Genomic DNA, 12,084 nt, shown 5'->3' with positions numbered 1-12,084 from the left:
GCTGCTCCCGCCGCGCCTGCTGCTCCCGCCGCGCCTGCTGCTCCCGCCGCGCCTGCTGCGCCGGCCGCATCTGCCGCGCCGGTCGCGCCCGCATCCGCCCGGGGAGAACCGGCATGATTTCGCCGCGGCCGCTGGGCGAGACGCTGGGCGCGTTCGCCGACGTCGCCGAACAGCTGACCGCGGGTGCGGCGCAGGGGCTACGGGTGCACTCGGTGGTCATGGAACTGCCGCTCGACCTGCACATCGCGCGCGGCGCCGACGGCATCGAACTGGTCGGCGATCTGCCGCAGTTCCTGACCCGCACGGCCTTCGATCCGGAGCCGGCACGGCTCGCGATCGTCCTCGAAGCCGTGCCGATCGACGGAGCGGCGCAATGAACAGCAACGCCAGCCTGCGCCTCGAGGATTTCATCCAGGCCGTCCAGAGCCAGCTCGACAACGCGCAGGCGGCGATGGCGATCAAGGCGCGCAACCTCAACCTGCCGCTGACCTTCGCGATCAAGGACGTCAACCTCGATCTGCGCGCCCATGTGGAATTCGTCGAAAGCGAGGTCTGGATTCGTCCGGCCGGCCCGGGCGACACCGACAGCAGCACCTTCCATCTCGTCTTCACGACCATCACGCGGCCGGCGATCGAGGAGAACGCGATCGCGCTGTCCGAGGACGGCAAGGACCAGCCGCTCGACGCGCTGGGCGACGAACTCTCGGCCGAAGACCGCAAGCGGCTGGAATGGGCCGGCGTACGCACGGTCAGGCAATTTCAGCAGGCCGAGCAGCGCGACATGGTGCATGCGATCGGCCGCGTCACCAATCTGTCCGTGGACCGGCTGCGCCGGGCGCTCGATCGGGCGTCCGCGCCGAGCGTCGAGCGGGTCGAGCCCGTGGCGCCCGCCAATGACGCGCAGCCCGATGCGTCGCCGCTGCTGCGCGTGATCGGGCGCAATCTGGTCAACGGCACGCACGCGCCGCTGGTGCGGATCGGCAATCGCCCGGTCGCCGTGTTGCAATCGGCGGACGACGAGTTGCTGCTCGCGCCCGGTCGCGACCAGTGGGCCGGCGAACTTGCCGTGTCGCCGACGAGCCGGCATGCGGCCGCCATGGCGTTCGACCTGAGCGCATTCGCGCCGCCGGCGGCACCTGCGGCCAGGCCGATGACCCTGGCCGCCATCCCCGGTCAGGAGGAGGCGCGGCCATGACGATCTGCGCACTCGGCACGCCGTGGGCCTCGCCCGGCGAGCGGCAGTTCAGCCTGCCGACCAGCCTGCTCGTCAAGCTGGCGCTCGGCGAAGCGCCCGAGAACGTGCCGTCGATTCGCGACGTGACGCGCGGCGCGCTGGCTGCCGCGCAATGCATCGACGGCGGTCCGCTCGACCGTATCGTGGTTGCGTTCGCCGGCCGCTTTCTGGCGGTGCGCCCGTTCAGCGCGGCGGCCGGGCGCTGGGTGCCCGGGCACGCGCACCGCGGATACGACGCGATCGAGCAAGCGACGGGCATGGCCCGCACGCTGCTGCTGCGCGTGCCGGCCGGCACGGCAATCGGCGAGCTGTGCGACGCGCTCGCCCAACTGTCGACCGTGGAAAGCGTGACGCCCAACTACGTGGCGATGGTCCCGATGGACGCGCCGGGCCGGCTGGCGCCCGTGCCGCCGGCCGCGCGGTTCGCGCAGGATGCGCGCGCGCTGGTGCGCATGGCTGACGCGCATGCGATCGAACGGGGCGACAGCGGCGTCACGATCGGTCTCATCGACAGCGGCATCGCCCGCCGGCATCCCGAATTCGCCCATGCGTTCCGCACGGGCGCCGACACGGTGCGGCTGGAGCCCGGCGACTTGTCGCCCGGCGTGCAATTGCTGAGCGGGCATGGCCATCGCGGCGATTTTCCCGAGGACCGCTTCGTCGGTCACGGCATGGGCTGCGCGGGCATCATCGCCGCGGAGGGCGTGGCGATGCCGCGCGGACTCGGCGGCGACTGCCGCATCCTGCCGATGCGCGCGCTGGCGGCCGCCCGTCTGCCGGGCAACGCGCATGCGGTCGGGCTCGGCGCGATCGCCGATCTCGATCGCGCGCTCAAGCTCGCGGTCGATCTCGGCGCCAAGGTCATCAACATGAGCTTCGGCACCGACGACGCGACGATCGCCGCCAACCGGCCGAAACCGCATGCCGACACGATCGCGTATGCCGCCGCGCGCGGCTGCATCCTCGTTGCCGCGAGCGGCAACAACGGCAGCGTGACCCGCTACTGGCCCGCTGCCTACCCGCAGGTGATCGCGGTCGGCGCCGTGGGCGACGACGGGCGGCCGACCCGGTTCTCGACGCGCGGCCCGCACGTCGCGCTGTGCGCACCGGGCGAACGGGTGCTGACGAGCGCGATCGAGGCCTATCAGCTGGCGACCGGCACCAGTTTCGCCGCGCCGTTCGTCGCGGGCGCCGCGGCGCTGCTCGTCGCGTACGCGCAGCGCCGCGCGTATCCGCTAGCCGGCGCGGCGGTGGTCGATCTGCTCGTCGCCACCGCGCGCCCGTTTGCGCCCGGCGCGGCCGACGGCTGCGGCGCCGGCATTCTCGACGCGGCGGCCGCGCTGCGGGCGCTGTCCGGCCGCATCGACGCGTACGAAGCGGCGGGCGACGACGGTTGCACGGGCAAGGAAGGCACGGCCGACGACGGCTGACTTGCGCGCCGGATCCCGTTCACTCCCCGAACCGACCGGATTTCAAGGAGAAGTTAAATGTTTCAAGTCAATCATCAAGTCCGCTTCCTCGACCTCGTCGACCTCGAGACCCGGGCCCGCGACGGGCTGGTCGATATCGTCAACCGGCTCGAGTCGCTGAAGCGGCCACCGGTCGCTGCCGAGCGGGAGCAGCTCGCGCTGTGCAAGGCCATCCTCGCGGCCGTGTACGACACGAAATCGTCCGACGGCGTGGCGGAGGTATGCGATCCGCTGTTCGTCGCCACCCGCGAACTGCTCGCCCGCAAGTCGCTGATCAACCCGCCGCTGCTTTCCGAGCTGAACGGCCAACTGGTGTTCGGCGCGGGCGATGGGGGCGGCGCCAATGGCGCCAATGGCGCGAACGGCGCGAACGGCGTGGATACCGAGCCCGCGTCGATCACGCTCGTCACGCTGGTGCTGGGCATCCTCGCGGTGGACGGGGCCACGCCGCCCCCCGTGAAGGTCGTGGACGGCAGGACCGTGCCGGACGACGCCAGCGGGTTGATGAACACGTTTACCCGCCAGTTCTTCGCGGCGGTGGGCGAAGCCAATTCGTACGGTGCGCTCGCGCAGCGGGTGCTGGCGCTGCTGTGCATCGAGGGCGATCCCGACGGCCGCGGCGGCGAAAAGCCGGGCGTGGTCACCACCGAATTCGCGCGCGTGATGCGCGGCCTGCAGGCCCGCAAGATCCAGGCCGACGAGCCGCAATTGCGCCGCCGCATCAACGAGGAGCTGAACACGGTTCAGAACATCGGCGGCGAGAACGCGATCGCCGATCTCGGCATCGACCTGCCGAACCTCGAGGATCTGGAGGACGCGAATATCGTCGCCGACAACGTGCGCGTGATGGGCCCGATGATCGTCGCCGCGATGTTCGACGAGCTCAAGGTGTTCCAGGTCGTCGACCGCATCGTCGAGCAGTTCCAGCACGGCACGCTGCCGATCGGCCCGGGCAACGCCGGCAAGCTGCTCTATCGCTATTGGCGCGAAACGCCGAACCGCATCTCCGAGCAGGAGCGCAAGAACTTCGCGGCCATCACGCTCGGCGTTCCGGGCGGCGATCCGAACACTGCGGGCAACCGCGAGTTCAACGACCTGTGGATCCGTTTCGTGTCGTCGGTTTCGTCGTTCGTGCGCCAGACCGAAGTCGACTCGCTGCTGCGCGCGAGCGTGCCGAACCCGATCAACCACCAGCAAGTGCGCAAGGCCGCCCGGGATCTCGCCGGCAACCTTTCGCTGCACGGCTACGGCATGGCGCATTACGCCGCGCGCGAGATCCAGTCGCAGGTCAAGTTCATGATCGATCTGCTGCAGGATCCCGAGATCCGCGGCTGTTACGGCGCCAAGGACATGTGGCAGGTGATCGACCAGGTCGCGACCTACGATCTCGGCGGCGCGCGCACCAGCTCGCGCTATCGCACGCTGGCGACCTGCGGCACGATCATCACCGCGTGGCTGGCCAACAACGTCGATCGCGTCAACAAGGCGACCGGCCCGCTGCTCAGCATCGACCAGATCGCCAATCCCGACGTGTCGTCGAACCACAAGTCGACCGTCGACCCCACCGACTACGACCTGGTCAACGCGTGCGAGCTGTGGCTGGCCGATACCGCTACCACCGATACGCAGATCGAGCAATTCTCGCAGCCGCGCGAGGCGCCGCAGATGACGTCGAAGCCGGTGCCGATCCCGGCGATGGCGCGCGAGATGCTGGACGGCGTCGGCGATATCGGCGCCGGCATCGGCCTCGGCGCGGGCGTGCCGGTGAAGGCGGGCTACGGCGTCGGCGCGCACAACGGCGCGAGCTACTACTCGAACCGCCCGAACTGAACCGGCGTTGCGTGCGCTGCGCCATTCCCGAACCCTGCCGGAGCCGAGCCATGCCCCTGACCTCATTCCGCGAGCCGGTCGTCGCCCGGGTCGAACGCCGCCTGAAAAGCGCCGCGCGAAGCCTCGGTACCGCCGATCCATTCGCGCCGTCGCGCGATCTGTTCCTGCGTACGTTCGGCGACGGCGCCGACGATCTGCGGTTCCGCGACAACGCGCTGATGCCGATGGCAGTACCGTTCGAACCCAGCTTCTCGGAAAGCCAGCCGGGCAAGCTGCGCTTCACGATCGAGCCGTTGCCGCCGGAGGCGTCCGCGATCGACCGGCGCGACGAGTCGACGCGCGAAATGCGCAAGCTGATCCGCGACTTCATCGGCCGCGAGGCGCTGCACTGGTTCGACCAGGCGAGCGAGCCGTTCCGGGGCTTCGCCCGGCCGGGCGGAAACCTCGACTATGGCGCGTTCTTCGGCTCCAGCTACGATCGCGACGGGCTCTACGCGTCCAAGGTGTACTACGAGCTGCCCGGCGACGCCGGCACGATCGAGAACCTGCCCCGCGACCTGGCCGGCGTCGTCCAGGCCGCGCTGCGGATGGTGCCCGGGCTCAAGCCGCTCTTCACCACGATGGCTGCCCAGCGCGATCTCGGCGGCCAGCGGCTCACGTTCGCGTGCACCCAGGCACTGCGGCTCGCCGATCTGCAGCCGGTCATGGATACGCTCGGCATCGGCCATCGCCTGCCCGGCATCATGCAGCTCGTGGGGCTGGTGCTCGGCGGGCGGTTCGATCTGCCGCCGCACGGTGCGCTGCTCGCGTTCGGGCTCGGACCGGACGGGCCGGATCTCGAGCTCTACGTGCTGCTGTCGGCGATCCCCGACGTGCCGCCGGCGTTCCTCAGCCTGCTGACGATGGGGCTCGCCGAGCGCCCGCGCGGGCTGCACGCGCTCGAGCGATGGATGGGCGCGTTCACGCCGGAGGACGCGCACTGGCCGGGCCGCTTCTCGATCGTCAGCCTGCGCACGGACGCAGCCAGCCCGGCGCGCGTGAGTCTTTACCTGCGGCCCATCGAGTTCGAACTGCCGGTGGACGTGCCTGCCCAGGCCCACTGAATCGCTTCGTCACGCGTTTTCCGCGAGGTCGCCATGTTTCCGCAAGCTGCCCGTCACACGCCGATCGCGCCGCCGCCGCGCGCCGCCGTGCCCGCCCCGCGTCACATGCCGCCGGTGCCGGCCGACGAAGTGCGCCGCGGCGTCGCGCAGATGCTGACCCGATCGCAGGCCTTCAACGCGATGCCCGACGCCGATCGCCGCGACATCGCCCGCAATACCGCGTTGATCGCCGATTACCTGGCGCGGCCGGAGGGGTTCGCCGGTCACGAGCTTCCGGGCGGTCTGGCCATCGCGCCGGCGCGCGCGCTGGACGACACCGATCATGCGGCGCACGAGGCGGATTTCCAGACGCACAACCAGGCCGTCGACAGCATCGGCAAGTCCAAATTCAACGCGGCGGCCGCGCACGAGGGCGCCGCGGTCGCGGGTGAATTGCTGAACCAGGTCAAGTTTCCGACCTTCGTCGCCAGCCTGATCAGCGGCGTGTTCCAGTCGATCACGCACAGCTCGATCGAGCAGATGAAGGCGTATCAGGAAATGATCGCGCAGGTCGCGAAATCGCTCGGCCAGTTCGCCGACGAACACGTGACGGAGAACCAGGCGCGCGATCATATGGTCGGCCAGTTTCCCGAACTGTTCGAGATCGGCATGGACGACAGCGGCGATACCCCGAGCCCGCGCGTCCAGGTGCGCGACGGGGTCGATCCGGACGAAGCGTCGAAGACGGTGCGCGCCCGCTTGCAGATGGGCGACGGCGACACCTTCGACCTGTCGGACGAGGCTTCCGAACTGGCCATCGTCAACCGCTTCAAGATGCAGCTCGCCAAGCAGCGCCAGCAGATGCTGGCCTCGATCGTGCTGATGGGCATCAACCGCATCGTCGTCACCGACGGCAAGATCTCCGCGAAGATCATCTACGACGTGCGCGCGCAGGACACGCTTTCCAAGCAGCGCAGCGCCACCGCGGTCGACCTCGCCCGCGACAAGGACGGCAACGTGCAGACGACCTACGCCGGCAAGGGCACCTACGATCGCGGCGGCAAGTACGACTCCAGCAACGACAAGGACAACGGCCGCCAGTACAGCGCCGACTACTACGCGAAGGGCGACTACGAGTACGAGAACAAGCCGATCATCACCGCGTCGACCGCCGCGTCCGAAACCAGCAACTCGGCGATGCAGACCAAGATCCAGCTGTCCGGCGCGGTCGACGTCAACTTCAAGAGCGACTACCTGCCGCTCGACAAGATGGCGACGCCGCAGATGATCGCCACCATCACCGGCAACGCGACGCCGGCCGATCCCAACGTGCTGCCCAGTCCGAAAACGCCGCCGGCCGCCGTACCCGCCGCGGCGCCGGCTTCGGCCCCGGCCGCCGCGCCGGCTCCGGCCAAGGGAAACTGAGCCATGCGCCTGTCCGCTCCCCCCGACGCGCTTCACCCGGTACGGCCGCCCACGAGCGCCGCCGCGTTCGACGCGACGCGGCCCGAAGTGCGCCGCCTGCTGACCGCGATTCCGTCGTTCCTCGACCTGCCCGACGACGAGCGCCGCCGCATCGCCGCCGATACGGTGCGGGTGCTCGCCTATCTGGCCGATCCCAACGGCGTGCATGCCGAGATCGCCGAGCGCGAGGCGAACGGCGAACTGCCGCCCACGGGCCTCGCGCGCCCGATCGCGCCGCCGCATCCGGCGCCGCATCCGGCGCCGGCCGCGACGGCGCTGGCCGACGATCCTGTCACTGCGACCAAGCGCCAGCTCGCGCAGGACCCCGGCTTCGCCGGCAAGGACTTCCAGGCCGGTGCGGTCAAGCAGGGCGTCGAGCAGTTCGGCCAGATGGTGCAGAAGGTCGATTTCCCGAAATTCGTCGGCGGCCTCATCAAGAACGTGTTCCAGGCGATCGTCGAAAGCTCGATCGAGCAGATGCGCGCTTATGGCGAGCTGATCGCCAATGTCGCCAAGACCACCGGCCAGTTCATGAGCGACAACATCAGCGAGGGGGCCGGCCGCGACTATCTCGCCGATTCGTTCCCGGACGTGCTGTCGGTGCAGGCGCAGGACGGCGCCGACGCGTTCGACGCGGACAGCGCCGGCGCGGCGGCCGCCGCGGCCCCGTCGCGGCTGGTGGCGCAGGGCGACAACGCGCAGCAGCGGCTGGCGGAGATCAGCCGGAACTACAACCTCGAACCGCCCGTGACCGACCTGTCCGACGACAAGTCCGAGCTGCGCCTCGTCACCGCGGCGCGCCTGCAGATGGCGAAGCAGCGCCAGCAGCTGCTGTCGTCGATGGTCATGCTCGGCATCAATCGCATCGTCGTCACCGACGGGTCGATCAACGCCAAGGTGGTGTTCGACATGCGCGCCAGCGACACCGCGAAACGCACCTATACCGCGTCGATGCACGACCGCGAGAGCCAGAAGTACAAGGAATCGCTCAACGCCCATTACGGCAGCTGGTACACGCCGTATTCGGCCGACGCCGCGTTCGAGGGGCAGCAGGAGCACGTGGCCACCGTCGGCTCGGCGCTCGACGACACCAGCGAATCGAAGGCCGAGGTGAAAGCGAAGCTGTCGGGCGAGGTCCGCGTCAACTTCAAGAGCGACTACCTGCCGCTCGACAAGATGGCGACGCCCGAGATGATGTCGGTGATCCAGGGCAACTCGACGCCGTACAACCCCAACAAGCCGGCGCCCGCCGTTGGTTTGCCTGCCGGGCAGCACTGAATCATGGCGCGCAACCTCATCGCTCCGCTCGCGGATGCCGGGCTCGCGGCCGCCATCCGGTCGGGGGCGCGGCTCGTCGAGCGCGCGACCGCGCACGGCCTCGCGTTCGCGCTCGACGAGCTCGGCGACATCGCGATCCCCGATCCCGTTGCCGCACACGTCGACAAGGCGCAGCTGCGGGCGCTTGCGTCGCTCTATCTGGCGGGCGACCTCGAGTCCGCGGGCGTGATCCCCGCGGTCGAGACGCTCGCCGGCCTGTCCGCGAGCGGCGCCGTCGGCGTCGATCTCGGCGGCGCGCAGCCGCTCGTCGCCAACTGGTGGCACCACCGCGCCGAGAAGCTGGCGGCCGGCGAGCGCGCGGCGTTCTATTCGCGGTTGTTCGGCACCGCGTACGGCCCGGCGGCGGCGGATGCCGAGCGCAACGTCCAGTTCGAGGAATGCATGCTCGTGCTTTGCGAGGCGCTCTACAAGCTCGACGAGGCGCCCGGTGCCGACTCGAGCGGGGAGCTCGGGCACCAGGCGCGAGTCCGCAACGCCGCGCGCGCGCTCGCGCAGAATCTCGGCGCCGCCTGTACCGGGGTGACCGCGTTCATGGCCGGCGAGATCGTCGGCATGCTCAGGGACGCGTTCGCGATCCTCGGCCATGCCGACCTGCGTCAAGGCTTCGCCGCGCGCGACATCTGGGGCGTGGTCGCCGGCATCGGCAGACTCTCGCGGCAGCCGCCGCGCCAGCCCGCCGCGTATGTCCGGCGCGGCAAAGCCGGAATGACCGTGATCGCGTGGCTGGCGGACGTCGCGGATGCGCTGGGCGGCGCGTCGCCGCTGGTGGCCCTCGACAACCCGGTGATCGCCTCCGCCGCCGACTGGATCGAGGCCACGCTCAGCCTCGGCGAGAAACCCGATGGCCAGGCGCCTTCCATACCGGACGACGGCCGCGCCGTGCCGTCGGCTGCGCGTCCGGCTGTGCCGGCGAACGCGTGGGCCGCACTCGGGCGCTGACATGAAACCGCTTCGCTCAGGCCCTCGCGATGCGGGCGGCACAACCGGGGTGGCGGGGGCGGCGCATGCGCCGTCGCCCTCCTGGCAGCACGTTACGCGTCGCGGGACGCGCGCCGCGCGGCGGAGTCGCTGAGATGGCGGCTACCGCGCACCTCGCGCGTTCGCCGGTGCCGCGGCCCGACGTTCGTCACCGTGTCCGCGAACTGCTGTCCGGACAGCAGGGCTTCGACGCGCTCGATCCGGCCACGCGCCGCGATCTCGCGTCCGGACTGGTACGGATCGGCTCGCTCGCGCTCGACCACGACGAGCTCGCGGCGCAACCTCGCACGCCGCTGGCTGTCGCGCAGAACGCGGGCTCGGAGTATTCGGGCACCGCCATCGACCGGATGGCCGGCACCACTCGGGCGGTGCTCGACGCGGTGTCGTTTCCGCGCTTCGTGACCGAGCTGATCACGGGCGTCTTCAAGGCGATGAACGATTCGAACCAGCAGCAGCTGACCGCGTTCGTCGACCTGATTCGCAATGTCGCGCAGACCACCGAAGGCTTCGCGGACAGCAATGTCGGCATCGCCGGCGCGCGGCAGTGGCTGGCCGAGCATTTTCCCACTGCGTACCAGGTCAGCGGCGACGACGAGGCCGCGGACGACGCCGATGAACTCGCGGGCCTGCCGCCGGACGAGCGCCGCCAGCGCCAGCAGGAACTGCAGGCAGAGCGCGATGCCGCGACCCGGCTGGTGTTGCGCCCGGGCGCGACGCCGCCGGCCGAAGCGGCGCTGCGCAGTGCGCTGGGATTGGGGCCGGGCGATGGGGTTCCGGCATCCGATCCCGAGCGCCTGGTGCCGCTGGCGCAACAGGTGCTGGCCCGCAACCGCCAGCAGTTGCTCGCGACGATGGTGCAGATGGGCTTGCAGCGCATCGTCATCGAGAGCGGGCGGCTCAACGCCGCGATGAATTTCCATATCGATGCGAGCAGCGCCGCCGCCAACGACCGCGGCTCGCAATTCGACACGCGCAACACGGTGGGCGTGAGCGGGGGAGCACGCTTCGGGCCCTGGGGCGCGGAGGCCAATGTGCAGAGCACGATCGGCTACGTGTCGACCGACCGCACCCAGACGACCGAGAGCTCGCACGCCGACGTCAACCTGAGTAGCGGCGTCGAACTGGTATTTCGTACGGATTACGTACCATTGAACCGGCTGGCGGGCGTGGGCGACATCGAACGCATCCGCGTCAACACGATCAATCCGGATGCCGAAGCGGCGCGCCTGTCCGCCGATCGCACCGCCCAGCGCGGCGCCGAGCAGGCCGACATGGCCGCTCGGCGGACCTCGCTGGACGGTGGGCTACGCGCGCCGCCTGTCGCTGGTCCAGCGGCTTCGGGTTCCGCGGCTTCGGGCTCTGCGGCGTCAGGCTCGGCAGCGGGGGGCAGCGCCAGCCAACCGGCAGCGTTGCAGCCGAATCCGGCGTCTACGCCCAGACCCGCACCCGGAGCCGCACCCGGAGCAGGGGCAGGGGCAGCACCCGCGCCGCAGCCGACTTCCGGGCCAAGCGCCGCTGCGTCCCCGTCGCCCACGCGTCCCGCGACGGCCGCACCTCGATCGCCTGCGGGCGCAACGACAGCGGGACGCCGCGCAGCGTCATGAACGCGCATATCGTCGGCCGGGCCGTTTCGCAGGCCGGGACGTCGCGGCCGCGCGGTCCACGGCGGCATTGCGCAACCTTCAAGAGCTGCTGTCGGCGCAGAGCCTGTACAACTGACTTCGCGACGGGTGCCTCGGCGCCGGTCACCGGTTGCCGAGATCGCCCGCCACCGGCGCCAGCGCCCAGTCGAGCGCGAAGTCGGCGACCGCCTCCCAGCCTTGCTCGCCACAGGTGTAGTGACTTCGACCGGGGAACAGCCTGTATGCCGAAATCGCCCGCGAGTGCTTCGCGTTCTTCTCGTAGTTCTCGCGCTGGACGGCCGGCGGCAGGATGTGGTCGTTGCCGCCGGCGATGAACAGCAGCGGCGCGCGCTGGTCGTTCGCGAAGTTGACGCTCGTCGCGGCATTCGGTGTCACGTTCGCGAATCCGCCCTGAAACAGGATGCGCCCCGACACGGGCACCGCGTAGCGGTCATAGACCGGCTTCGATTCCGCGAGGCTCAGGTTGTTCGTGAACGCGTAGTGGAAATCCGTCTCGGTGATGGGCACGGCGCGGTGCAGGTTGGCCGGATTGCGCAGGACCGGGAAGGTCGCCTTGATCTCGCTGAACGGCAGCGCCCACACGCCCTTTACCGCGGCACCGTCGATGGAGACGCCGGCCGTGCCGAAGCCCGCGTCGAGCAGCAGCTGCACGAACGCGCCGCCGAACGAATGCCCCATGATGATCGGCTTCGTGTCGAGTGCCGCGATGGTCGCGGCAAGGTGCTCGAAGATCTCGCGCACACCGAGGTTCACGAGCGGCGACGGATCGCGGCGCAGTGCCTCGACGCCGGCCGTGCCCGGCTCGATGCCCGGATAGCCTGGCGTGATGACCCGCATGCCGCGCTGCGCGTAGCGGGTGACCCAATGCTCCCACGACAACGGCGTCATCCACAGGCCGTGGATGAGTACAACCGTGTCGGTACGCGTTTCCGGATTCATGTTCTTGGCTCCTGTGGTCGCCGGATGACACCGGTCACGCCCGCGAGTGTGCCGCGTGCCCCTGTCGAATCCCTTTGACATCGGCACTGCCCGGCGTGAATGATGTG

The 12,084-nt window shown here is 70.0% G+C and carries 10 protein-coding genes; 9 read left to right on the top strand and 1 reads right to left on the bottom strand.

The features are described from left to right. The 9 genes from F3J14_RS19125 to F3J14_RS19085 all read left to right on the top strand — a co-directional run. A partial coding sequence (locus F3J14_RS19125) for a hypothetical protein (protein WP_211080369.1) occupies positions 1-377 on the top strand: 377 nt, incomplete at its 5' end. 74 nt (positions 378-451) lie between these two features. Then, positions 452-1,195 carry a hypothetical protein gene (locus tag F3J14_RS19120; protein ID WP_247682243.1) on the top strand — a complete coding sequence of 248 codons (744 nt, stop codon included), beginning with the start codon at positions 452-454 and terminating at the stop codon, positions 1,193-1,195. Beyond that, positions 1,192-2,664, top strand: a complete 1,473-nt coding sequence (locus F3J14_RS19115) for a S8 family serine peptidase (protein ID WP_166724342.1) — start codon at positions 1,192-1,194, stop codon at positions 2,662-2,664. The genes F3J14_RS19120 and F3J14_RS19115 overlap by 4 nt, the downstream gene beginning before the upstream one ends. 57 nt (positions 2,665-2,721) lie before the next feature. Further along, positions 2,722-4,533 carry a hypothetical protein gene (locus tag F3J14_RS19110; RefSeq protein WP_166724341.1) on the top strand — a complete coding sequence of 604 codons (1,812 nt, stop codon included), beginning with the start codon at positions 2,722-2,724 and terminating at the stop codon, positions 4,531-4,533. Between the two features lie 50 nt (positions 4,534-4,583). Next, complete coding sequence (locus tag F3J14_RS19105) at positions 4,584-5,636, top strand: hypothetical protein (protein ID WP_166724340.1); 1,053 nt, start codon at positions 4,584-4,586, stop codon at positions 5,634-5,636. Between the two features lie 33 nt (positions 5,637-5,669). Continuing rightward, positions 5,670-7,040: a hypothetical protein gene (locus F3J14_RS19100; protein ID WP_168736266.1), complete on the top strand. Its 1,371-nt coding sequence runs from the start codon at positions 5,670-5,672 to the stop codon at positions 7,038-7,040. A gap of 3 nt (positions 7,041-7,043) precedes the next feature. Then, positions 7,044-8,357: a hypothetical protein gene (locus tag F3J14_RS19095; protein WP_166724339.1), complete on the top strand. Its 1,314-nt coding sequence runs from the start codon at positions 7,044-7,046 to the stop codon at positions 8,355-8,357. A gap of 3 nt (positions 8,358-8,360) precedes the next feature. Next, positions 8,361-9,356, top strand: coding sequence for a hypothetical protein (locus tag F3J14_RS19090; protein WP_166724338.1), 996 nt, complete (start codon positions 8,361-8,363; stop codon positions 9,354-9,356). Positions 9,357-9,490: 134 nt separating this feature from the next. Then, positions 9,491-10,999 carry a hypothetical protein gene (locus F3J14_RS19085; protein WP_166724337.1) on the top strand — a complete coding sequence of 503 codons (1,509 nt, stop codon included), beginning with the start codon at positions 9,491-9,493 and terminating at the stop codon, positions 10,997-10,999. Positions 11,000-11,140: 141 nt separating this feature from the next. Here F3J14_RS19085 and F3J14_RS19080 read toward each other — a convergent pair whose 3' ends face one another. Further along, positions 11,141-11,977 carry an alpha/beta hydrolase gene (locus F3J14_RS19080; RefSeq protein WP_166724336.1) on the bottom strand — a complete coding sequence of 279 codons (837 nt, stop codon included), beginning with the start codon at positions 11,975-11,977 and terminating at the stop codon, positions 11,141-11,143. Positions 11,978-12,084 lie beyond the last annotated feature (107 nt).

Source organism: Burkholderia sp. Tr-862 (genome assembly GCF_011753085.1).
Classification (GTDB): domain Bacteria; phylum Pseudomonadota; class Gammaproteobacteria; order Burkholderiales; family Burkholderiaceae; genus Burkholderia; species Burkholderia ambifaria.
This window is presented reverse-complemented; position numbering and strand designations above follow the sequence as displayed.

Bases quoted from the DNA above. Each gene is read 5' to 3' on its own strand.
- F3J14_RS19090 (WP_166724338.1), top strand. From the start codon at position 8,361: ATGGCGCGCAACCTCATCGCTCCGCTCGCGGATGCCGGGCTCGCGGCC.
- F3J14_RS19120 (WP_247682243.1), top strand. From the start codon at position 452: ATGGCGATCAAGGCGCGCAACCTCAACCTGCCGCTGACCTTCGCGATC.
- F3J14_RS19085 (WP_166724337.1), top strand. From the start codon at position 9,491: ATGGCGGCTACCGCGCACCTCGCGCGTTCGCCGGTGCCGCGGCCCGAC.
- F3J14_RS19115 (WP_166724342.1), top strand. From the start codon at position 1,192: ATGACGATCTGCGCACTCGGCACGCCGTGGGCCTCGCCCGGCGAGCGG.
- F3J14_RS19100 (WP_168736266.1), top strand. From the start codon at position 5,670: ATGTTTCCGCAAGCTGCCCGTCACACGCCGATCGCGCCGCCGCCGCGC.
- F3J14_RS19110 (WP_166724341.1), top strand. From the start codon at position 2,722: ATGTTTCAAGTCAATCATCAAGTCCGCTTCCTCGACCTCGTCGACCTC.
- F3J14_RS19095 (WP_166724339.1), top strand. From the start codon at position 7,044: ATGCGCCTGTCCGCTCCCCCCGACGCGCTTCACCCGGTACGGCCGCCC.
- F3J14_RS19105 (WP_166724340.1), top strand. From the start codon at position 4,584: ATGCCCCTGACCTCATTCCGCGAGCCGGTCGTCGCCCGGGTCGAACGC.
- F3J14_RS19080 (WP_166724336.1), bottom strand. From the start codon at position 11,977: ATGAATCCGGAAACGCGTACCGACACGGTTGTACTCATCCACGGCCTG.